This is a genomic window from Streptomyces sp. SDr-06, assembly GCF_003324565.1.
In the GTDB taxonomy this organism is placed as follows: Bacteria; Actinomycetota; Actinomycetes; order Streptomycetales; family Streptomycetaceae; genus Streptomyces.
This window is the reverse complement of the sequence record NZ_QOLA01000001.1, coordinates 815,563-838,277: the sequence shown is the minus strand read 5'-3', so window position 1 is coordinate 838,277 and position 22,715 is coordinate 815,563. Positions and strand designations below refer to the sequence as shown.

The following is a 22,715-nucleotide window of genomic DNA, read 5'->3' as shown; positions in this document are numbered from 1 at the left end:
GCGTTCACAGGTCGAACGCCGGCCCGCCGCCTGCTGTGCCGCGGTCCACCACGTCGTGCCCGCACACAAAGGAGTGTCGGTCCATGTCCGAGACCGTGTCCCGAAGGTCAGCCCTGCGTCTGCTCGGCGGCGCCGCCATGGTCGCGGCGGCCGCGACCGGGACCCTGGCCGCACCCGCCCGCGCCCTTCCCTCGGCCCCGGTCCCGCGCCGGGTGGAAGCCCTGCTCGCCCGTCTCACGCTGGACGAGAAGATCGGCCTGCTGCACGGCGCCGACGATCCCCGCGGCCTCGGCCAGGCCGGTTACGTCCCCGGGGTGCCGCGCCTGGGGATCCCCCCGCTCAGACTCGCCGACGGACCGGCCGGTGTCCGGGTCACCGCGCACGCGACCGCCCTGCCCGCCCCCGTGCTGCTCGCCTCCGCCTTCGACCCCGCGCTGGCCCGCGCGTACGGTGAGGTGATCGGCCGCGAGGGCCGCGCACTCGGCCAGGACGTCCTCCTGTCGCCCATGGTCAACCTGATCAGGACCCCGTACGCCGGACGCAACTTCGAGACCTTCTCCGAGGACCCGCTGCTCGGCGCCGACCTGGTGGCCGAGGAGATCCGCGGCATCCAGAGCCAGGGGCTCATCGCCACCGTCAAGCACCTCGCCCTGAACAACCAGGAGAAGGACCGCATGACGATCGACGTGCGGATCGCCGAACAGGCCCTGCGCGAGCTCGAACTCCGCGGCTTCGAAGCGGCCGTCGCCGCCGGAACGGGCGCCGTGATGGGGGCCTACAACAAGGTCAACGGGGTCTTCGCCTGCGAGAACAAGCCAATTCTCGGCGACATCCTGCGCGGTGACTGGGGCTTCGAGGGCTGGGTGATGACCGACTGGTTCGCGGCCCACAGCACCGTCGCGGCCCTCACCGCCGGGCTCGACATGGAGATGCCGAGCGGAAACTATTTCGCCGACGCCCTGCGGCGGGCCGTGCTCGACGGCAGCGTCCCGGAGGAGTTCGTCGACCGTTCGGTGCGCCGGATCCTGTCCGTCATGGACCGCTTCGGGCTGCTCGACGGGAGCGCTCCCGCCCGGCCCGACCGCGACCCGCGGGCCGGGGCGCGCCTCGCGCTCGACGTCGCCAAGGCGGGGGCCACCCTGCTCCACAACCGGCACGCCACCCTCCCCCTCACCGGTCGCGCCGCGCGCGCCATCGCGGTGATCGGGCCCACCGGAGCCCTCCCGTTCGTCAGCGGCGGCGGCAGCGCCCACGTCGTGCCCGTCCACGCGGACAGCCCGCTCGACGCTCTGAGGGCCCGGGCCGGCGACGACGCCCGGGTCGACTACGCGCTCGGCGAGGACCTGTTCGGCAAACCCCTCCCCGGGACCTCCCCCGGCGCCGACTTCGAGGGGCAGCCCGTCGCACCCCGCGCCACCTGGACCTACGACGGCACGCTCACCGTGACCGAAGCCGACGAGTGGACCTTCTGCGTCCACTACTCCGGCGACCGGCCCAAGGTGCGCCTCGACGGCGCCGAACTCTTCCCGCCCGCCCCCGGCCTCGGCGAGTTCTTCGCCGGGGGACTCGTCGGCGCCGCCCCCGACGGGCTCACCGTCCGGCGCGCCACGCTGCGCCTGTCCGCCGGGACGCACCGGCTCGCCGTCACCGCGAAGGGCCGAGACAAGGGCCAGCTCTTCCGGCTGCGCCGCACCACCGGAGCCGCCCGCGCCGCCGACGTCGCCGAGGCCGTACGCGCCGCCCGCGCGGCCCGGAGCGTCGTGCTGTTCGCGTACGAGGACGCCACCGAGGGCGCCGACCGCACCGGCCTCGCGCTGCCCGGCCACCAGAACGAGCTCATCGAGGCGGTGGCCGCCGCCAACTCCCGCACCACGGTGGTGCTCAACACCTCCTCGTGCACCACCATGCCGTGGCTGGACCGCGTCGGCGCCGTACTGCAGATGTACTACCCGGGCCAGGAGGGTGCCGAGGCCACCGCCGCCGTCCTGTTCGGGGACTGCGACCCCGGCGGCCGGCTCACCCAGACCTTCCCCGTCTCCGACGACCGGCACCCGATGGCCGGGAACCCGCGCCGCTACCCCGGCGTGAACGGCACCGAGGAGTGCTCCGAGGGCATCCACGTCGGCTACCGCTGGTACGACGCCGAGGACGTGAACCCCCTCTTCCCCTTCGGCCACGGCCTGTCCTACACGTCCTTCGCGTACACGGGCCTGAGCGTCCGGCCCGACGGCGACGGGCTCGCGGTGGGCTTCACCGTCCGCAACACGGGCCGCCGCACCGGCACCACGGTGGCCCAGGTCTACCTCGGCCCCTCACCCGACCTCCGCCTCGACCAGGCGCGCCGCGCGCTGGCCGGCTACCGCCGCCTGGAGTTGGGGCCCGGCCGCGCGCGGCACGTGAGCGTACGGATCTCCGCCCGCTCCCTCTCCTCGTGGGACCCCGGCCGGCACCGCTGGGTCCTCGGCACCGGAACGCGCGAGGTGAGCGTCGGCGTCTCGGCGCGCGAGCCCCGCCTCGTCGGGCATGGCCTGGTCCCACCGCGCCCCGCGGGCGACCGGGCCTGACCGGGTAGGCTTCCCGGCGTGCGCCAGGGGGGCGCACTCCGGGCTTGGGCCCGGTGCGAGCGGGAGGAAGCGGCGTTGCACATCCAGGAGTGGCTGGAGCACATCCCCGCCGTCAGCGTCTATCTCCTGGTGGCGCTGGTCATCGGGGTCGAGAGCCTCGGCATCCCGCTGCCCGGCGAGATCGTCCTGGTCAGTTCGGCCCTGCTCGCTTCCCAGCAGGGCCACATCAACCCGGTGGTGCTCGGCGCCTGCGCCACGGCCGGTGCGGTGGTGGGCGACTCGATCGGCTACGCCATCGGCCGCAAGGGCGGCAGGCCGCTCCTCGCCTGGCTCGGCCGCAAGTTCCCCAAGCACTTCAGCGAGGGCCATGTGGCCATGGCGGAACGGTCCTTCCAGAAGTGGGGCATGTGGGCTGTCTTCTTCGGCCGCTTCATCGCCCTGCTCCGCATCTTCGCGGGCCCGCTCGCGGGCGTCCTGCACATGCCGTACTGGAAGTTCCTCATCGCCAACGTGCTGGGCGGCATCTGCTGGGCGGGCGGCACGACCGCCGTCATCTACTACCTCGGCATCGTCGCCGAGTCCTGGCTGAAGAACTTCTCCTACCTGGGCCTGGTGGCCGCCCTGCTCATCGGCGTCGTCTCGATGCTGATCGTCAAGAACCGCGCGAAGAAGTCGATGGCCGAGGCGGAGGCGAACGCCGCCAAGGAGAACGTGCCCGCCGCAGACTGATCGCCTCCGCCCGGGGCAGCTCCGTCCCGTCAAGGGCGCCCGGCCGAGCCCTCAGGGTGTGCGGTCGCGCAGCAGAACGTTCAGGGCCCGGCCGAACACCACCCGCCCCGCCCTCGCCGTCAACGCGTCGAGCGCGCGCGGCAGTCCGCGCACCCGCAGGTCCTCACGCCACACCAGGTACGCCCCCGAACCGGCCGCGCCGACCTCGATCTCGGCCCAGCCGGTGACGGCCCGCCCGAGTTTCTCCAGGCGGCACCGGCCCGGCCGCTCCCCGGTGGGCGGCTCCCAGCGCACGATCTCCATCGGGTCGTCGAACCCCAGCGGGCCGAGCCCGGTGCGGGCGACGAACACGGTGCCGACGTCGACCGGCGCCGGGGTGCGCACGGTGACCCGGGTCAACGGGACGCCGTCGCCGTGCCGTTCCCAGTCGGTGAGCCGGCGCCACGCCTCGGCGGGGGCGAGCGGAGTGCGGCGGTCGATCCGGAAGAGTGCCATCGCGCGATCGTAAGCGGCCCCCCGACCGCGCGGGCCGCGGCCCGGTCGCTTAGCGTGACACCCGGCGCGATGGAACCCGTACGAGGAGTGGCGCATGGCAGAGCAGGCGTTGGTCGTGGCAGTGGGCGGCAAGGCCCCCGAGATCGCCCCGACCGCATTCACGGCACCCACCTCCGTGGTGCTCGGCGAGGTCACGCTGGCCGCGGGCGCGAGCGTCTGGTACCACGCGGTACTGCGGGCCGACTGCGGGCCGATCGTGATCGGCGCCGAGAGCAACATCCAGGACAACTGCACGGTGCACGTCGACCCGGGCTTCCCGGTCACCGTCGGCGAGCGGGTCACCGTCGGGCACAACGCGGTGCTGCACGGCTGCACCGTCGAGGACGACGTGCTGATCGGCATGGGGGCCACCGTCCTCAACGGTGCCCGGATCGGCGCCGGTTCGCTGATCGCGGCGCACGCGCTGGTGCCGCAGGGCATGGTCGTGCCGCCCGGCTCCCTGGTCGCGGGCGTACCGGCCAAGGTGCGGCGCGAGCTGAGCGACGAGGAACGCGAGGGGATCAAGGTCAACGCCCTGATGTACCTGGGCCTGGCCGAGGACCACCGCAAGGCGCACGGCGGCTGAGCGGAAGATCACAGGCGTCGGCCCTGATCGGCGCGGGCGGCGATGAGTACCGTGAGCGGGTGCCCAAGAACAGAAACACGTTCTCATCGCTGACCGCCTGGCGGCGCCGCATCGCCTCCCGCGCGGTCCACGGCGGTTGGGGCTGGATCAAGGAGGCCGGGGCGGTCACGGCCGAACACCCGGGCAGGCTCCGGTTCCGCCGGATCGGCGCCGGCACCCGCCTCGCCTTCCCCCAGGGCACGGTCTTCGGCGAGCCGTGGATCGAGCTGGGCGACCACTGCATCATCGCCGAACAGGTCACGCTCACGGCGGGGATGATGCCCGGGCTCGACCTGGGCGCCGAGCCGATCCTGACCCTGGGCAACGGCGTCGTGCTCGGGCGGGGCAGCCATGTCATCGCCGACACGACGGTCACCATCGGCTCGGACACGTACTGCGGCCCGTACGTCTACATCACCTCGACCAATCACAGCTACGACGATCCGCACCAGCCCGTGGGCAAGCAGTGGCCGCGCATGGAGCCGGTCGAGATCGGCCCCGGGTGCTGGCTCGGCACGGGCGCCGTGGTGCTGCCGGGCGCCCGACTCGGCCGCAACGTGGTCGTGGCGGCGGGCGCGGTCGTCCGCGGTGAGGTGCCCGACCACGCGGTGGTGGCCGGGGCGCCCGCGCGGATCGTGCGCACCTGGGACGAGCAGAACGGCTGGCAGCCGCCGCTGCGCACGCCCGCCCCGGTGCCCATCCCGGCGGGCGTCACGCCCGAACAGCTCCTCGCCCTCGCGGAGTTGAGCCCCGAGGAGGCCTGATCAGCCGGTCGCGAGCAGCACGGTGCCGACCAGCGCGAGACCCGCGCCGGCCGCCTGCACCGCGCGCAGCCGCTCCTTGAGGACCCCGCGCGCGGCCAGCGCGGTGACCACCGGGTAGAGCGAGGCGAGCACCGCCGCGATGGTGACCGGGCCCTGCTGGGCGGCGATCGAGTACGTCCCGTTGGCGGCCACGTCGGCGAGGCCCACGAAGGCGAGCGCGGGCAGCGAGAGCCACACCAGGCGCGGCCCGCCGTCCTCGGGCAGCGCGCGGGCGCCGCGCCGCACCGAGACGAAAAGGGCGCTGCCGCCGACGGCGACGTTGGTGACGCGCTGCACGAAGAGCGCCAGGAAGAGCCCGGTCACGGTCGTGGACGCCTCGGAGATCAGCGCCATCACCGCGCCGAAGCCGACGGCGGCGAGCAGGGTGAGCAGGATGGCCTGGCGCCGCACCGCGGCGCCGCGGAACTCGGGGCCGCCCGCCAGCAGGATGCCCACCACGGCCACGGCGATCCCGGCGAACTGGAGGACGCCGGGCCGTTCGCCGAGGACGAGCCCGACGCCGACCGGCACCGCGACGCCGAGGGAGCCCAGCGGCGAGACGACGCCCATGGGGCCGAGCGCGAGGGCCTTGTAGAAGCTGAGCATGGCGACCGGGCCCACGGCCCCCGCCGCGACCGCGAACCAGAGCTGCGGCCCCGCCTCGTGCCACCCGCCGGTGGCGGCGACGACCGCGCCGAGGACCACCACGGCGACGGTCTGCGAGGCGACCACCACCGTCAGGGCGGGCATGCGCCGGGTGAGCAGCCCGCCGCCGAAGTCGGCCAGCCCCCACAGGAGGCTGGTGGCCAGGGCGAACAGTGCTGGCAGTGCTGGCATGGAGGGCCTCGCAGTACAGTGCGGGTGACGCGGAAGAACAGTGGGGTGCACTCCACGATAGTGCAATGAACTGGACCCTGTCATCGAAAATATTGGACGGCCCCTTGTGGGGCCCACCTCATGGACGGAATGTGTCGGACCTCGAACTGCTGACCCAGTCACTGGCCCGCAACGTCAAGCGCTGGCGCACCGAGCGCGGCTTCACCCTGGAAGCGCTCGCGGCCCGCGCCGGAGTCAGCCGCGGCATGCTCATCCAGATCGAGCAGGCCCGGACGAACCCCAGCGTGGGCACGGTGGTGAAGATCGGTGACGCGCTCGGCGTGAGCGTCACCACCCTGCTCGACTACGAGAGCGGGCCCAAAGTGCGCATCGTCCCGCCCGACCAGGCCGTGCGGCTGTGGTCCACCGAGCAGGGGAGCTACAGCACGCTGCTCGCCGGGACCGAGGCGCCCGGCCCGCTGGAGATGTGGCACTGGCATCTGGTGCCGGGTGACGCCAGCGGCTCGGACCCGCATCCCGCGGGCACGGTCGAGCTGATCCATGTGACGCGGGGCACGCTCACCCTCGGCGTGGACGGCGTCGACCACCTCGTCCCCGCGGGCCACTCGGCATCGTTCGAGGCCAACGCGGCGCACACGTACCGCAATGAGGGAGATGAGCCGGTCGTCATGACCATGGCCATCTCGGTGCCGTTCGAACGCTGAGACGCTCAACCGCCTCTCGTTCAGGGCCTGTTAGCGTGGTAGTGACACGCGCGCCCGTACCAGGGGGAGGGGTGCGGTGTCCGCGTCCGACCGTGAGCCAGATCGCGCCCCCGGGGCGCGCACCGTGATCGGCCATCGGCGCGTTCGGGACGATTTTGGCCCAGTATCTGGTCATCGGGGCCGAGTCGGGTGGAGGCTGACTCATGTCGCTCTCCCGTCTGCGAGGGCGAGGGCGGCGGAGTTCATCTCGGACGAAACCACTCGTGCGAGTGGTTTCTGTGCCATCGCCGAACCCGGGCACGGGCCAGCGCAGTTGTGGTGTCCCGGGGGAGGCGGCAGTGGTCGGACCGGTCGCTCGTGGCGCATGAGCGCACATGGGCAGGGTGTGCGGCCCGAATTGCACGACGAACGAAATGCCCATGCAATGTTCTTGAGCCGTGTTCTTACGCAGTGATCCAGGAAGCCCCTGCTGCGCAAACGGCGCTCCGATCCGAAAGGCGCTCTCGTGGAAGCTCTCGTCTCGGCGGCCGAACGGCCCGGCCCCGCCCCCCACAGGCCGGCCAGCAGGCGGATGCCGCTCGTGCAGCGGGCGGCGGCGCAGAGCGCCGGGAAGGCTCCGGCGAGCCTGATCAGGGTGACGGCGGCGGGCAGGGCCCCCGGTGTTCCCGGTACGTCCGCCTTCCAGTCGGCGCTCTGACGGGCGGAACGACCCCACCCATGGACCGGCCGACTCCGCCGGCGCTGTCGCAGTTCGTGCTGAAGGTTCACAGCCGCTGCGACCTGGCCTGCGATCACTGTTACGTCTACGAACACGCGGACACCAGCTGGCGCGGGCGGCCCAGGGCCGTCTCCGAGGAGATCCTCGCCCAGGTGGCGGACCGGATCGCCGAGCACGCCCGGCGCCACCGGCTCCCCACGGTCCACGTCGTCCTGCACGGCGGCGAGCCCCTGCTCGCCGGGCCCGGCCGGCTGCGGCGGGCCGCCGAGGAACTCCAGCGGGCCCTGCGCCACGTGAGTGCCCTCGATCTGCGCATGCACACCAACGGGGTGCTGCTCGACGAGGAGTTCTGCGAGCTCTTCCTCGAACTCGGCATCAAGGTCGGGGTCTCCCTCGACGGCGACAAGGTCTCCAACGACCGCCACCGCCGCTACGCCGACGGCCGCAGCAGCCACGCCAAGGTCATCCGCGCGGTGGAACTGCTCAACCGCCCCCGCTACCGACCCCTGTTCGCCGGACTGCTCTGCACCATCGACGTGGAGAACGATCCGCTCGCGGTCTACGACGCGCTGGTCGCGCTCGCACCGCCCCGCATCGACTTCCTTCTCCCGCACGCCACTTGGGACACACCGCCGCCGCGCCCCGGCGGCGCGGCCACGCCCTACGCCGACTGGCTCGACGCGATCTACCGGCGCTGGGACGCGGCCGGGCGCCCGGTGCCGGTCCGCATCTTCGACTCCGTGCTGCGCACCCTGCGCGGCGAGGCCAGCCTCACCGAATCGCTCGGGCTCGCTCCGGCCGACCTCGTGGTGATCGAGACCGACGGCACCTTCGAGCAGGCCGACAGCCTCAAGACGTCGTACGACGGCGCCCCGGCCACGGGCATGGACGTCTTCACGCACTCGCTCGACGACGTCCTCCAGCACCCCGGCATGCTCGCCCGCCAGCAGGGCGCCGAGCAACTGTGCGCCCAGTGCCGAAGCTGCCCGGTCGTGCAGTCCTGCGGGGGCGGCCTCTATGCCCACCGCTACCGCAGCGGCAACGCGTTCGACAACCCCTCCGTGTTCTGCCCCGACCTGCTGGCGCTGGTCACCACCATCCGAGACCGGGAGGCGGCCGTGTCCGCGCCTATGCCCACGCCCGCGCAACTTCCCGTGGAACAGGACGACTTGGAGGCGCTCGCCGCAGGCTTCGGCGGGGCCGGGACCGTCACGCGGCTGGCCGCCGCCCAGCTGGACATCAACCAGGAACTCCTCGCCGCCGTCAGCGAGTGCGTCGCGCTCTCCGACCGCGACGGCGCGGCGGCCTGGGAGCTCGTGACCCACCTGGACGCCGAGGCCCCCGCCGAGCTCGACGCCGTCCTCGCCCACCCCTACACCCGGCCCTGGGCGCTCGGCGTGCTCGAAGGGCGGGCGGCTCCCGCGGCCGGGCTCGCCGAGATCGCGGCCGCCACGGCACTGCGGGCCCGGCTGGAGCGGAGCGTCACGGTGCCGCTGCGCGACGGAGTCCTGCGCCTGCCCGGGCTCGGCAGCGTCCGGCTCGGCGCCGGGGCCGAGCACGCCGAAGTGACCGGCGGCGCCGACGGATTCACGGTGCGCGCGGGCAACCGGCGGCTCGACATCGGCTGGCACGAGGGGCTCGACGGGCCCACCCCGCACTGGCACCCGGTACGCCTCTTCGAGGGCGAGGGGTGGAGCGTGGCCATCGAGGACACCGACCCGCTCAGGGACCGCCACAAATGGCCCGTGGCCGAGCGGCTCGCGGCCGACGAGGCCAAGCTGTGGGCCGAGGACCTCACCGGCGCCTGGTCCCTGATCCGGCGCGAACTGCCCGCCTACGCCGACGGCGTGGCCGCAGGACTGGGTCTGATCACCCCCCTGCACGCGCCGCACGGCAGCAACGTCAGCGCCGCGTGCAAGGAGGCGTGGGGCGCGATCGGCGTGGCGCGGCCCGCCTCGCCCGACCGGCTCGCCCTGCTGATCGTCCACGAGTTCCAGCACGTGAAGCTCGCGGCGGTCCTCGACGCCGTCGACCTGTACGACAAGACCGACCGCAACCTCTACTACGCCCCCTGGCGCGACGATCCGCGGCCGATCGGCGGGCTGCTGCAGGGCACGTACGCCCACATCGCGGTGACCGACTTCTGGCGGGTGCGCCGCACGACGGCGGACGACGCCGCTCAACGGAGCGCGGCCGAGGCGGAGTTCGCCCGCTGGCGGCAGCAGACGGCGGAGGCCGTCGAGGAGCTGCTCGGCTCGGGATCCCTCACCGACCTGGGGCAACGCTTCGTCGGCAGGATGGGCGAGACGGTGTGCGGCTGGCTCGACGAGCCCGTCTCCGGGGCCGCTCTCACCGCCGCGGTCGGCTCCGCCCGGCGTCATCGGACGGCCTGGAAAGCCCGCGTCGAAGGCCGCGCCGAGTGAATTCCCCTGCGAATTGAGCGAATTCTCCCCCTCATTGATTGATCCACTCGACGGGTGCCGCACGATTTCGGTCATGATCTGATCGAAACTCCCTGAGTGGATCAGCCAATGGGTTTGTTCGTTCTGTTCCGCCGGAGAATCCTCCGTTCCTACACTGAGGTCCCATCCACTTGGACCGGGGGAGACAGTGGTGCAGGGATCAGTGGGGGCCGGGGGAGACGAGCAGAAGCCATACTTCTTCCTCAGCTACGCGCACACGCCGAAGAGCGACCCCAAGGACAAGGACCCGAACCTGTGGGTCCAGCGTTTCTTCCGGGACCTCTGCGCCCATGTGATGCAGCTGACGCCCCTTCCGGCCGGCAGCGCCGGCTTCATGGACCAGCAGATGCAGCCCGGCGAGGGCTGGCAGGAACGCCTTTCGGAGGCCCTGGCGTTCTGCAAGGTGTTCGTTCCGCTTTACTCGCCGCGTTATTTCCTCAGTGAGCAGTGCGGCCGGGAGTGGTTCGCCTTCTCCAGCCGGGCCGTCCACCGGCCGCCCCCCGGCATGAACAACAGCGGCCCGGTGATGGGAATCGTGCCCGCGCTGTGGGTGCCCGTCCCCGCCCGGCAGCTGCCGCAGCCCGCCGAGCGGCTCCAGTTCAACCACGCCACCTTCGGCGACGAGTACGCCGACGAGGGCTTCTACGGGCTCATCAAGCTCAACTACCTGCGGGACCAGTACGAACGGGCCGTCTACCGGCTGGCCAAGCGCATCGTGAGCGTGGCCCAGCAGACCCAGCTGGAGCCCGGCGACCCGTACCAGGACTATGCCAAGGTGCCGCCCGCCTTCGGTCCCACCGGTGGGCCCGCCCGCGAGATGGAGGTCTCCGTCCTCGCCTGCTCCCGATCCAGCCTCCCCACCGGACGCAGCCCGAACTACTACGGGTCCGAGTCCCTCGACTGGAACCCGTACCACGCGGCTTCCTCCAGACCGCTCGCCGATCACACGGCCGACGTCGTACGCAAACTGAGCTACACCGTGCACCTCAGCGATTTCGAGGCCGAGCCCCAGCGGCTGCTGGCCGCGGGGCCGCCCACCGGGCCCGGACTGCTGCTGCTCGACCGCTGGGCCCTGGACGCCCGGGAACGCCGCGACCTGGTGGCCCAGCTGTCCGTCACCCCCCGGCCGTGGATCAGCGTCATGGTTCCGGGAAACGAGGCCGACCCCCAAAGCCGCGCGCACCACGAGGAGTTGTCGCAGCGGACCGAGGCCGCGCTGGCCGCCCGGGTCAACGAGGCCGACGGGCACCGCACACCGAGTGCGGGCCTTCCCACCCTGGAAGCCTTCAGCAAGGCGATCCCCGCGGCCGTGAAGGCGGCGGTCAGACACTACGAGGCCAACGCGCCGACCTATCCACCGCCCGGCAGCGGCGGGCCGATGCCCCGGGTGCTGCCGGGCGGCATCGGGTACGGCGTCAGCGGCGCGAGTGGCCGCGGGCACGGCATGGACGACGACCTGGACGAGATCGACGGGACCACGGACGGCCAGGACACGGACCAGGACAAGAACAACGGGGATAAGGCGGAGGGCTCATCAGATGACTGAGAACCGCAACGGGACCGTCGTCACGTTCTATTCGTACAAGGGCGGCACCGGACGGACCATGGCGCTGGCCAACTGCGCCTGGATCCTGGCGGCCAACGGATACCGGGTCCTGGCGGTCGACTGGGACCTGGAGGCGCCGGGACTGCACCGGTTCTTCCACCCCTTCCTCGACCTCGCCGACCTGGAGGCGACCCCCGGCCTGATCAACCTGATCACCGACTACCAGGACGAGGCCCGCCGCCCCGCCGACCGCGACCCCGACTGGCACCGCGACTACGCGCGCGTGCGTCCCCACGCCACCTCCCTCAACTGGAACTTCCCGCAGGGCGGCAGCCTGGACTTCCTCTCGGCCGGGCGCCGCAACCGGGACTACCCCTCCATCGTGGGCAAGATGGACTGGGACGACTTCCACGAGCGGTTCGGTGGCGGCCAGTTCTTCGACGCCATGCGCGACGACATGCAGCGCCACTACGACTACACCCTGATCGACAGCCGCACCGGCCTCAGCGACATCGCCGACATCTGCACCGTCCAGATGCCCGAAGTCCTCGTCGTCTGCTTCACCTTGAGCGACCAGAGCATCGACGGGGCCTCGGCGGTGGCCCGCGACATCGAGGAGCGCTACCACGAGCGGCGCATCCGCATCCTGCCCGTCCCGATGCGCATCGACGACGGCGAGAAGGAGAAGGCGGACGCCGGACGGGCGCTGGCCCGCGAGAGCTTCCCCGGCTTCCCCAGCGGCCTCAGCGCGGAGGAACTGGGCAACTACTGGGGCACGGTGGAGGTGCCCTACCGCCCGTTCTACGCGTACGAGGAGATCCTGGCCACCTTCGGCGACGCGCCCAACGTGGGCAGCTCCATGCTCAGCGCCTGCGAACGGCTCACCTCCGTCCTCACCGGCGGCCTGGTGAACTCGCTGCCCCCCATGGACGAGGCCGACCGCCTCACCCATGTCGCCGCCTACACCCGGCGCCGTCCCATGCCGCCGTCGAACCTGGTCCTGACCCATGTCGCCGAGGACCAGATGTGGGCGGACTGGCTGGTGCACGTCCTGACGACGGCCGGTTTCCACGTCGTGCCGATCGACGTCCGCACCCCCCGGGCGGCCACCGTGGAGGCCGAGTTCACCACCGGCGCCGGATACCGCGTCATCCCCGTGGTCTCACAGGCCTACCTCAACACCGAGCGGGCCCGCAGCTTCTGGGAGACCGGGGCCGGCCTCGACGCCGCGGGCGGGCGACGCCAGATCCTGCCGGTCCGCGTCGGCGACGTGCGGCTCAGCCCGCCGCTCAGCAGCCGCGGCGTCATCGACCTCGTCCGCCTCGACGAGACCGACGCGGGGGCCGCCGTGCTGCACGCGCTCGACCGGGCCGAGGCGGTCACCGCGCTGGCGACCGGGCCGGCCGGTCCGCGCTATCCCGGCAGCGTCCCCAAGATCTGGAACGTACGCCCCCGGCACGCCTGGTTCACCGGCCGCACCTCCGTCCTGGAGCGGCTGCGCGACCAGCTGCGCGGCGACAGCCGGTCCGCCCAGCGCTTCCCGCAGGTCCTGTACGGGCTCGGTGGCGTCGGCAAGACGCAGGTGGCCCGGGAGTACGCGCACCGCTTCCGCGCCGACTACGACCTGGTGTGGTGGGTCGAGGCCGAGCAGCCCGACCGCGTGGTGTCCTCGCTCGCGGAGCTCGCCGCCGAGATGGACCTGAGGGCCGGTGACGTGGTGGCCGAGGCGGCCACGGCCGCCCTGCAGGCGCTGCGGCGCGGCGCCCCGTACTCCCGCTGGCTGCTGATCTTCGACAACGTCGAGGACCTCGACCGGGCGCTGAAGCTGCTCCCGGAGGAGATGGAGCCCATCCCCGGCGAGACCTACGGCCATGTGCTCGCCACCTGCCGCAACAAGCCCGCCTCGACGAAGGTGGAGGCCATCGAGGTGGAGGTCTTCACCCGCCCCGAGAGCGTCGAGCACCTGTGCCGCCGGGTCACCAAACTGCCCGCCGCCGACGCCGACCGGGTCGCCGACGCGGTCGGCGACCTGCCCCTGGCGGTCGAGGTCGCGGCCGCCTGGCTCGCCGAGACGGCCACCCCCGTGGACGCCTATGTGGAACAGCTAAAAGAGCAGAGCACCAAGGTCCTCTCCCTCGGCAAGCCCGAGGACTACTCCGAGCAGATCGGCGCGACCTGGAACATCTCCATCAGCCGCCTGCGCGACGAGTCCAAGGCGGCGGTACGTCTGCTCGAGCTCTGCTCGTTCTTCTCCGCGGAACCGATCTCGATGCGCCTGATCGGCAGCGACTCGATGTTCGAGTCCCTGCTGCCGTACGACCCCGACCTGCGCGAGCGGTACATGCTGGGCAAGGTCATCCAGACGCTGAACCGGTTCGCGCTGGCCAAGGTCGACCCGGCGGACAGCAGCATCCAGGTGCACCGCCTCGTGCAGGCCGCGGTACGGGCCGGCCTCAGCGACGAGGAGGCCGACACCGCCAAGCACGAGGTGCACCGCATCCTGGCCGAGGCGCGCCCGGTCGAGGGCGTCGACCGCGACAACCCGGTCAACGACCCCAAGAGCTGGCCCAGTTTCGAGCTGATCTGGCCGCACCTGAGCGCCTCCGGCATCGCCGACTGCGACGAGGAGAAGGTCCGCCAGCTCATGGTCGACCGCATCCGCTACCTGCTCAAGCGCGGTGAGCTGGAGAGCGCCCGGGTGCTCGGCACCCAGCTCAACAAGGTCTGGACCCGCGAGCTCGGCGAGAACGACCTGCAGACCCTCAACATCCGCTTCGAGCTCGCCAACGCGCTGCGCGCCCAGGGCAAGTACCAGGAGGCCCGGGCGATGGACGAGGACACCCTCGCCCGGCAGATCAGCGTCCTGCACAAGGACCACCCCAACGACGACCACCCCAGCATCCTCATCACCACCGGCAGCCTCGCCGCCGATCTGCGCGCGCTCGGCAGGTTCGACGAGGCCCTCACCCGCGACCTGCGGATCTTCCAGGGGCTGCGGCAGATCTTCGGCGAGAACCACCCGCGCACCCTGATCGCGGCCAACAACCTCGCCATCGACTACCGGCTCAGCGGAGACAGCGAGGCGGCCCGCAGGCTGGACGAGGAGACGGTGGAGCGCCGCAGCGCCTTACTCGGCGACGAGCACCCCTTCACCCTCACCACCAAGGGCCACCTGGCGCGCGACCTGCGCGAGAGCGGCGAGTACGCGGCTTCGGTGCAGGTGCTGCGGGAGGTGGTGTCGGCGTTCGAGCGGGTCCTCAACGCGGACGTGCCCGAGGCGCTGCGCACCGCCAAGAGCCTCGCGGTGTCCCTGCGCAAGGCGGGCCACCCGCACGAGGCGAAGCGGCTGACGGAGGAGACGTACAACCGCTACCGCGGCCGGTACGGGACCAAGGCGCCCGACGCGCTCGCCTGCTGCCTCAACCTGGCCGCCGACTTCTCGGCGACCGGCGACAAGCAGGCCGCACTCGACCTCGCGCTGCAGGCCCTGGAGGGATACCAGAGCACGCTGGGGGAGGAGCACCCCTTCACGCTGGCCTGCCGCAACAACCTCTACATCTACCAGCGCGGCCTGGGCGCGGCCGAGGAGGCGGTGCGCGGCGGCGAGGACGTGCGGGCCGCCCTGGAGGAAGTCCTGGGCGCGCGCCACCCGTTCACGCTGTGCGCGGCGATCAACCTCGCCAACGCCTACGGCGACCTGGGCCGCCCCGACCTGGCCGAGCGCTGGGAACGGACCGCTCTCAAGGGCCTGTTGGAGCGGTTCGGGCCCACGCACCCCGATGTGCTCGCCTGCCGTTCCAACCTGGCGATCACGCTGCGGGCGGCCGGCCGCGAGGAGGAGGCCCAGCGGCTGCGGGCCTCCATCCTGGAACCGGCCGCGAAGCAGCTGGGCGTGGACCATCCGATCGCCGAGGCGGCGCGCGCCTGGCGCCGGATCAACCGGGACCTGGAGCCGCAGCCGGTGTGAGGAACGCGGGGCGTGCTCGGGCCCACGGGCCCGGGCGCTGCCCGCCGCTCACCAGGTGGCCCAGCTCAGCACGCGGGTGAGCACGCGCAGCGCCCCGAAGTGTGCGGCGCCCCGCTCGACGATCAGCTGGGCTCCGGGGATCCGCTCGGCCAGCCAGCGGGTGTGCTGCACCGGGGCGAACACGTCCTGCTCGCCGTGCCACAGCAGGACCGGGGCGGTGATGTCCTGCGGCCGGAACTCCCAGTCGTTGCTGAACGCCATCACGTCGTCCACCCAGCCGTCGGCGGAACTGCGCAGCCCCTCCTCGAAGTTGCGCTCCAGCATCGCCCTGATCCCGGCGTCCGCGACGATGGGCCGGTCCGGCTTGGGCAGGCCGTGTCGCATGTCGTCGACCGAACGGCGCGGATCGGACCGGATCGTGATCGACCGCATCTCCAGGGCCGTGGCCAACTGCCGCTGCCCGGCGGCGGCGTTGATGTACTCGCGAACGTTGGACTCGGTCATCCCCTCGAACCAGTCGAGCCCCTGCGCGTCACGCGGCGCGAGCCCCACCAGGGCCGCCGCCCGCGCCGTGCGGTCCGGGAGCAGTGCCGCGCAGGCCAGGGCGTGCGGGGCTCCGCCGGACCGGCCGACCACGGCGAACTCGTCGATGTCCAGCGCGTCCGCGATGGCCTCCACGTCGGCCGCCGCGTGCGCCACCCGGCGGCCCGGCAGCCGGTCCGAATCGCCGTACCCCGGCCGGTCGAACGTGATGAGGCGGACCCCGAGGCGGTACAACACCGCGCTGCGGGGTGCCGGGCCCAGCCGGCTCCCCGGTGTGCCGTGCAACAGGAACACCGGTCTTCCCTGAGGGTTACCGTAGTTCTCGACCGCTAAGTCCCGCCCGTCCCTGGTACGAATCAGCTCCCCCAACTGGTGCCTCCCCGTAGGTCTGGTAGGCGACAGTATGAGCGTGTGCGATTCAGTGGTACATACCCGCACTCGTCGAATGCGGGCGGCGGGGACCCCTCCGCTCAGCCGAGGCGGGGGATCTCGATGGCCGGGCAGCGGTCCATGACCATGTCGAGCCCGGCGGCGCGGGTGCGGTGGTAGGCGTCTTCGTCGATGACGCCGAGCTGGAACCAGACGGCTTCGGCGCCGATGGCGACGGCCTGGTCGGCGACCGCGCCGGCGAGCTCGCTGTTGACGAACACGTCCACGACGTCGACGGGGAACGGGACGGCGTCGAGCGAGGCGTAGCCCTGCTCGCCGTGGACGGTCTCCGCCTTGGGGTGGACGGGCACGATCCGCTTGCCGAAGCGCTGGAGGACCCGGGCCACGCCATAGGCGGCGCGGTCCTGATTGGTGGAGAGACCGACCACGGCCCAGGTGTCCCCGGTCGCGGTGAGAATCTTGCGGACGGTTTCCTGATCGGCGTGCACGGGCTCTCCTGGTCATCCTCGGGCGCTCCACGGTCACCGTGCACAACACGTCCGGGCGCGGCGGCATTCCTGTCAGGCCCTCGCCCCCGAAGCACGGCGGCATGGCGGGGTGTGGAATCAGTCCGTTGTGAAGGTGTGGGTGGACCCGAGTGACCCTCCCACCTCAACGTCGACCACCAGCGAGGGGCGGGTGGCGACCACCGTGACGGACGGGTCGGTGCGCAGGACGCGGCGGGCGGGTCCGGCCACGGTGACGCGTACGGTGTCCTGCGTCTGGGTGGGGTCGGAGAGGGCGTACGTGTGCCCGTGCGGGGTGCGGCCCCAGATCATGGCCGCGGGCCCCGAGACGTGGACCCGCTCGGCCGCCCCCGGCCCGAAGAACACCGCTGCGGTCAACTGCCCCTCCAGGCGCACCGCTTGGACGCCCGCCGCGTTGGCGATGACCTTCCAGCGTCCGCACGCCCGGCGTGTCGCGGCCGCCGAGGCGCCGGGGAGTACCGCGTAGGCATAGCGCGCGCCGGTGGGGCGGGCTCCGTGGTCGAGCACGATCTTCTGGTAGCGGCGGGTGTACGGGGCGGGCGTGCCATGGGTGTTGGCCCCGGTGTCGACGCCCAGCCAGCTGCCGGTGCGGTCCTCGCGCAGCAGGGTCACCGGCTGCCCGTCGAGCAGCACGTACCCCGCCGTGCCCTCCAGGTGCAGCCACCGGGCCCGGGGTACGACGGTGGTCACACCCGGCGTGGTCCCCACGGGGCGGCCGTCGACCAGGAGCCGAGCGGTCCCGCGCTCGCCCAGGTTGCGGTTCTCGACGGCCGTCCGAACGGCGGCACCGGAACCGTCCGTGAGGGCGGCGCCGAGGCAGATCACCGCGTCCGGCGTGAAGAACCACGACTTCCTGGCCGTCAGGGTGCCGTCCTGGGAGACGAGGTCCAGCCCGTGCGCGCCGTGCGCGGCGTCGAAGCGCACCCCGCCCGCGTACGCCGTCGTGGTGCGCGGCGGGTCGGTCAGGAGCGGGGGCGGCGCCGCGTCCTTCACGGTGGTGCCGGGCAGGAGCGTGGCGTCGACGGTCGGCCAGTAGGCGTCGCTGTAGTGGCCCTGCTGACCGGGCAGGAAGGTGTACAGCACGCCCTCGCCGGTGTACCAGCCGTGCAGATTCATGCCGTTGAGGGACTCGTACCGGCAGATGCGCCGCGAGCCGACCCCGAGCGACGCCGACCAGCCGTCGGAGGCGTGCACCATCCGGTCCATCTGCGGAAACACCCGGTGCTCGCGGACGGCGGGGCCGGGCCGGAGCGCGGGCAGCTGCTCGGCGAACTCCACCTCGGGCACCCCGACGGGCTGGAGCCCGCCCGAGAACCGCGCCAGGCCCGAGACGTCGAGGTACGGCGCCCAGGTGCCCTCGGAGATCCAGCGCGCGGCGAGCCGGGCGAGCCGGGAGCGAGTGGGTTCGGCGGCGGTTCTGGCGAGGAGCACCACGGCGGCGATGAACTGGTGCCCGGCGTCGTGCCCGGTCTCGCCCTGCCGGGACAGCATCCGCCCGCGGACCGGTTCCATCATCGACCCGGCGAACAGGAACGGCGCGTACACCTCGGTGACGGCCTGGTCGAACGTCTCCCGTACGCCCGGGTCGAGTTGACGGGATGTCCCGTCGGTGACGTACGTCAGCGCGGCGATCGCGCTCAGCAGGACCAGGCCGTAGTGGCCGGGGTAGGGCACCACCTCGTGCTGGATGAAGGACCCGTCGGTGCGGTAGCCGTCGCCCGCGGTGGACCGCCAGGTGAGGTCGGCGGCCCCGTGGCCCGCGGTGTCGGTCACGGCCGCGAGACCGGCGGCGACCCGTGCGGCGTCACCCGCCAGCGCGCCGGACACCACGGTGATCAGCGCCTTGTCGGCCCGGTTGGCGCCGGTCTCCACCAACCCCGCTGTCGCGGTGCGCCGGTTGGGGTCGGCCACGAAGCGCAGCACCGGCCGCAGCACCCGTTCGCGATCGGCGCCGGGCAGCCGGTCGCCGAGCGCCACGACGGTCTGGAGGAGCCAGTACGGCACGCCTATCTCGTACGAGTACCAGTTGCCGGTCTCCGGGGTGTGCTCGTTGTACTGCGTGCGGTAGAGGGTGGTGAGCGCGGTCACGAGGCGGCCGGGCAGCTCCGGGCGGTTGGACAGGGCGGACCCGGGGGTGGCCCAGTCCACGGCGATGGTCCGCAACCGGTAGTACATGGTGGGGAAGTAGGTGCTGCCCGGGCCGACCGGCAGGTCCGCCCAGAGCTGGTCGGCGGTCACGTCCATGGCGGCGTCGTAGCCGATGGCCACCTCGTCCAGGGCGGCCACGGCCCGGGTGCGCCGGGCGGAGGCGCGCCCGCGGCCCGTCTGGAGTTCCCGGTAGGCCGCCACGATCCTGGCGTGGTCCGACGCGTCCGACGGCCCCGCTGCCGCGAGCGCGGACTCGACCGGGCGGAGGGAGACCGCGGTGGACAGGGCCGCGGTGGCTCCGTAACGCAGTACTTCTCGACGATCAAGCGACATCGCTCGTCCTCACGTCGGGGCGTGGCTGAGGGAGTGATCCGACTGCTGGATTCAGCTATTTGAACGGCACTCACATACGAGAACCTCATGAGCGGGGCTCAACGTAGCCCCGGCGCGGAGCGCGAGTCAACGCCCGTGACCGTGCCGCGGCAGGGCGGGCGGAAAACCCCGTGCGGCCGCGACGTCCCGCTCCCTACACTCGACCTGCGCGCCGCCGACCGCGGCGCCCTCATGTCGAGTGACGACCGCCGAGCGAAGAGAAGGGGAGCCGGGCCATGCGCACGCAGCACACCGCGGCCTTCGCCCCCTCGTCCCGGTACGACGTGATTTTGGTGTCTCGCGTCGCCCGGTGACGGCTGCGCGGCCCTCACCGACGTTACGTGACGCTCCGTCAAGTCGCCATGCTCGCAGCGCCGTTGCCGTGCTCCGCACGGCCGTGCCGACAGGCCTGACGCCGTCCTGAATCGCGCTTCCGGCTCGCCCGAAATCTCCCGGGCATCCTTCGCGAAAGCACTCGAAAGGCCTCAGGCCATGCGCACCAACAGGCTTCCCCTCACCGCGACTTCCCTCTCCGCCGTCCGCAACCTCGGCATCCTCGCCCACGTCGACGCGGGCAAGACCACGGTCACGGAACGCATCCTGTTCGCGACCGGCGCCGTCCACAAGCGGGGCGAGGTTCACGACGGGACCACCGTCACCGACTTCGACGCGCAGGAGCGGGACCGCGGCATCACGATCTTCGCGGCGGCGGTGAGCTGCCGGTGGGACGGACACCGGATCAACCTCATCGACACCCCGGGCCACGTCGACTTCGCCGACGAGGTCGAACGGTCCCTCAGGGTGCTCGACGGCGCCGTCGCGGTGTTCGACGCCGTGGCCGGGGTCGAGCCGCAGAGCGAGTCGGTGTGGCGGCAGGCGGACCGGCACGGTGTGCCGCGGATCGCGTTCGTGAACAAGCTCGACCGGGCGGGCGCCGACCTCGACACGGCGGTCGCCTCCATCCGGGAACGGCTGGGCGCGGTGCCACTCGTGGTCCAGCTGCCCGTCGGACGCGAGGACGGTTTCACCGGGGTCGTCGACCTGGTGCGGATGCGCACCCTGGTGTGGCACGACGACGTCTGCGTGACCGGAGAGGTCGAAGGGGCGCTGCTCGACGAGGCCGTCCAACGGCGCCGCCTGTTGGAGGAGACGGTGGCGGAACTCCATCCGGACGCCTTCGAGGAGTTCTGCGCCGCCTCGGCGCTGAGCGGGCCCACCCTCGTGCGGGCCCTGCGCGAGCTGACCCTCGCCGGGGACGCGGTGGTGGTCCTGTGCGGCTCGGCCTACCGCAACCGCGGCATCGAGCCGCTCCTGGACGCGGTCCTCGCCTATCTGCCCTCGCCCGCCGACATGCCGCCGGTGCGCGGCACCGTCGACGGCGTCGAGCAGGAGCGGGCGCCCGACCCGGCGGAGCCGTTCGCGGCCCTCGCCTTCAAGGTGGCGGCCACGGCACGCGGACGCCTGACCCATGTACGCGTCTACTCCGGAATCCTGCGCAAGGGGGACTCCGTACGCGACGCGGCGACCGGCCGCGTCGAACGCGTCGGCCGGATCCTGCGGGTCCAGGCCGACCGGCACGAGGAGCGGGAGGAAGCGATGGCCGGTGACATCGTCGCCGTGGTGGGCCTCAAGGCCGCCCGGCCCGGCGCGACGCTGTGCGCACCGGACGCGCCCGTCCTGCTCGAACCGCCCTCGGTGGCCGAGCCGGTGGTGTCCGTGGCGGTCGAGGCGAGGCTCGGCACGGACACCGGGCGGCTCGCGGCGGCCCTCGCGCGCCTCGCCGAGGAGGACCCCTCCCTCGTGGTGCGGTCCGACCCGGAGAGCGGCCAGACGGTCCTGTCGGGCATGGGCGAACTCCATCTGGAGGTCGCGGTGGAGAAGATCCGCCGCGACCAGGGGGTGGAGGTCGCCGTCGGCCGTCCCCAGGTCTCGTACCGCGAGACCGTCCTGCGCGGCGTGACCGGCCTCGTGTACCGGCACGTCAAACAGGACGGCGGGGCCGGGCAGTTCGCCCAGGTCGTCCTCGACGTGGAGCCCCTGACGGAGGTGGGATTCGAGTTCCGGTCCACGGTGGTCGGCGGCCGGGTGCCGCAGGAGTACGCGCGCGCCGTGGAGGCGGGCTGCCGTGACGCCCTCGCGGCGGGCCCGTTCGGCGGCCATCCGGTCACCGGCCTGCGGGTCACGCTCACCGACGGGGCGACCCACTCCAAGGACTCCTCGGAGATGGCGTTCCGCACCGCGGGCCGGTTCGCCCTGCGCGAGGCGCTGCGGGCGAGCGTGATGGGGCTCCTCGAACCGGTCGTCGAGGTCACGGTGACCGTGCCGGAGGACGGCGTCGGCGCGGTCCTGGGCGACCTCGCGGCCCGCCGCGGCCAGGTGACGGCGTCCACCGCCGCGGCCGGAACCGCGGTGATCACGGCGACGGTGCCGCTGGCCGAGTTCTTCGGGTACGCCTCGCGGCTGCGCGGACGCACCCAGGGCCGGGGCACCTTCACCACCCGGCCCGCGCCCCTCGCGCCGGTGCCGGCCGCGGTCGCCGCCGACCTGGCGGCCCGGTAGCCGACCGCCCGCCCCGCCCCGGTCCGCCGGGGCGGGGCGGGCGCATAGGCTGGGCGGATGCAGGAGCAGTACCGCACCATCGCCCGAGAGGGCGTGCACGAGAGCGAGATCAACAGGTCGCGCTTCATCTGCGCGCTCGCGCCCGCCGCGACCGAACAGGAGGCGCAGGACTTCGTCGCCCGCGTCCGCAAGGAGCACCCGACGGCCACCCACAACTGCTTCGCGTACGTGATCGGAGCCGACGCCTCCGTGCAGAAGGCGAGCGACGACGGCGAGCCCGGCGGCACCGCCGGTGTGCCCATGCTCCAGATGCTGACCCGGCGCGAGGTGCGGTACGCCGTCGCCGTGGTCACCCGCTACTACGGCGGGGTCAAGCTCGGCGCGGGCGGTCTGATCCGGGCGTACGGCGGAGTCGTCGGCGAGGCCCTGGACGCGCTCGGCACGATCGTGCGCCGGAGGTTCCGCCTGGCCACCGTCACCGTCGACCACCAGCGCGCCGGCAAGCTGGAGAACGATCTGCGCGCGACCGGCCGCGCGGTGCGCGAGGTGCGCTACGCGGAGGCGGTGACCATCGAGATCGGGCTGCCCGAGGCCGAGGTCGAGGGATTTCGCGGCTGGCTCGCCGACGCCACCGCGGGCACGGCGACCCTGGAGCTGGGCGGCGAAGCGTACGGGGAGGCCTGAGGC

The 22,715-nt window shown here is 72.6% G+C and carries 16 protein-coding genes; 11 read left to right on the top strand and 5 right to left on the bottom strand.

Annotated features, from left to right (window positions below):
• Positions 1-83 precede the first annotated feature (83 nt).
• Together DT019_RS04095 and DT019_RS04090 are read left to right on the top strand one after the other, a co-directional pair.
• Positions 84-2,564, top strand: a complete 2,481-nt coding sequence (locus DT019_RS04095; protein WP_114035181.1) for a beta-glucosidase family protein — start codon at positions 84-86, stop codon at positions 2,562-2,564.
• 75 nt (positions 2,565-2,639) lie between these two features.
• Positions 2,640-3,293, top strand: coding sequence for a DedA family protein (locus DT019_RS04090; RefSeq protein WP_114035180.1), 654 nt, complete (start codon positions 2,640-2,642; stop codon positions 3,291-3,293).
• 51 nt (positions 3,294-3,344) lie between these two features.
• On the opposite strand, the gene DT019_RS04085 is transcribed toward DT019_RS04090, so the two are convergent.
• Complete coding sequence (locus tag DT019_RS04085) at positions 3,345-3,788, bottom strand: SRPBCC family protein (protein WP_114035179.1); 444 nt, start codon at positions 3,786-3,788, stop codon at positions 3,345-3,347.
• A gap of 94 nt (positions 3,789-3,882) precedes the next feature.
• Between DT019_RS04085 and DT019_RS04080 the strand changes: the two genes are divergently transcribed.
• Together DT019_RS04080 and DT019_RS04075 are read left to right on the top strand one after the other, a co-directional pair.
• Positions 3,883-4,413, top strand: coding sequence for a gamma carbonic anhydrase family protein (locus DT019_RS04080; protein ID WP_114035178.1), 531 nt, complete (start codon positions 3,883-3,885; stop codon positions 4,411-4,413).
• Positions 4,414-4,472: 59 nt separating this feature from the next.
• Complete coding sequence (locus DT019_RS04075) at positions 4,473-5,216, top strand: acyltransferase (protein ID WP_114035177.1); 744 nt, start codon at positions 4,473-4,475, stop codon at positions 5,214-5,216.
• On the opposite strand, the gene DT019_RS04070 is transcribed toward DT019_RS04075, so the two are convergent.
• Entirely contained in the window at positions 5,217-6,083 is an 867-nt protein-coding gene (locus DT019_RS04070; RefSeq protein ID WP_114035306.1) for a DMT family transporter, read from the bottom strand.
• Positions 6,084-6,223: 140 nt separating this feature from the next.
• Between DT019_RS04070 and DT019_RS04065 the strand changes: the two genes are divergently transcribed.
• The 5 genes from DT019_RS04065 to fxsT all read left to right on the top strand — a co-directional run bounded on the left by DT019_RS04065 (position 6,224) and on the right by fxsT (position 15,489).
• Entirely contained in the window at positions 6,224-6,796 is a 573-nt protein-coding gene (locus DT019_RS04065; protein ID WP_114035176.1) for a helix-turn-helix domain-containing protein, read from the top strand.
• Between the two features lie 505 nt (positions 6,797-7,301).
• A complete protein-coding gene (locus DT019_RS39395) occupies positions 7,302-7,493 on the top strand; it encodes a hypothetical protein (protein WP_114035175.1) in 192 nt (63 codons plus the stop codon).
• Between the two features lie 20 nt (positions 7,494-7,513).
• A complete protein-coding gene (locus tag DT019_RS04055) occupies positions 7,514-9,937 on the top strand; it encodes an FxsB family cyclophane-forming radical SAM/SPASM peptide maturase (protein ID WP_114035174.1) in 2,424 nt (807 codons plus the stop codon).
• Positions 9,938-10,127: 190 nt separating this feature from the next.
• On the top strand, positions 10,128-11,522 hold the full coding sequence (locus DT019_RS04050; protein ID WP_223279285.1) for a TIR-like protein FxsC: 1,395 nt from the start codon (positions 10,128-10,130) through the stop codon (positions 11,520-11,522).
• Positions 11,515-15,489, top strand: coding sequence for an FxSxx-COOH system tetratricopeptide repeat protein (fxsT, locus tag DT019_RS04045; protein WP_114035172.1), 3,975 nt, complete (start codon positions 11,515-11,517; stop codon positions 15,487-15,489). The genes DT019_RS04050 and fxsT overlap by 8 nt, the downstream gene beginning before the upstream one ends.
• A 48-nt stretch (positions 15,490-15,537) precedes the next feature.
• On the opposite strand, the gene DT019_RS04040 is transcribed toward fxsT, so the two are convergent.
• From DT019_RS04040 to DT019_RS04030, 3 genes are all read right to left on the bottom strand, one after another.
• On the bottom strand, positions 15,538-16,401 hold the full coding sequence (locus DT019_RS04040; RefSeq protein WP_114035171.1) for an alpha/beta fold hydrolase: 864 nt from the start codon (positions 16,399-16,401) through the stop codon (positions 15,538-15,540).
• Between the two features lie 101 nt (positions 16,402-16,502).
• On the bottom strand, positions 16,503-16,910 hold the full coding sequence (locus tag DT019_RS04035; protein ID WP_114035170.1) for a CoA-binding protein: 408 nt from the start codon (positions 16,908-16,910) through the stop codon (positions 16,503-16,505).
• Positions 16,911-17,027: 117 nt separating this feature from the next.
• Positions 17,028-19,430, bottom strand: coding sequence for a polysaccharide lyase 8 family protein (locus tag DT019_RS04030; protein ID WP_114035169.1), 2,403 nt, complete (start codon positions 19,428-19,430; stop codon positions 17,028-17,030).
• A gap of 531 nt (positions 19,431-19,961) precedes the next feature.
• Here DT019_RS04030 and fusA point away from each other — a divergent pair.
• Entirely contained in the window at positions 19,962-22,028 is a 2,067-nt protein-coding gene (gene fusA, locus DT019_RS04025) for an elongation factor G (RefSeq protein ID WP_114035168.1), read from the top strand.
• A gap of 57 nt (positions 22,029-22,085) precedes the next feature.
• Positions 22,086-22,712: a YigZ family protein gene (locus DT019_RS04020; RefSeq protein WP_114035167.1), complete on the top strand. Its 627-nt coding sequence runs from the start codon at positions 22,086-22,088 to the stop codon at positions 22,710-22,712.
• Positions 22,713-22,715 lie beyond the last annotated feature (3 nt).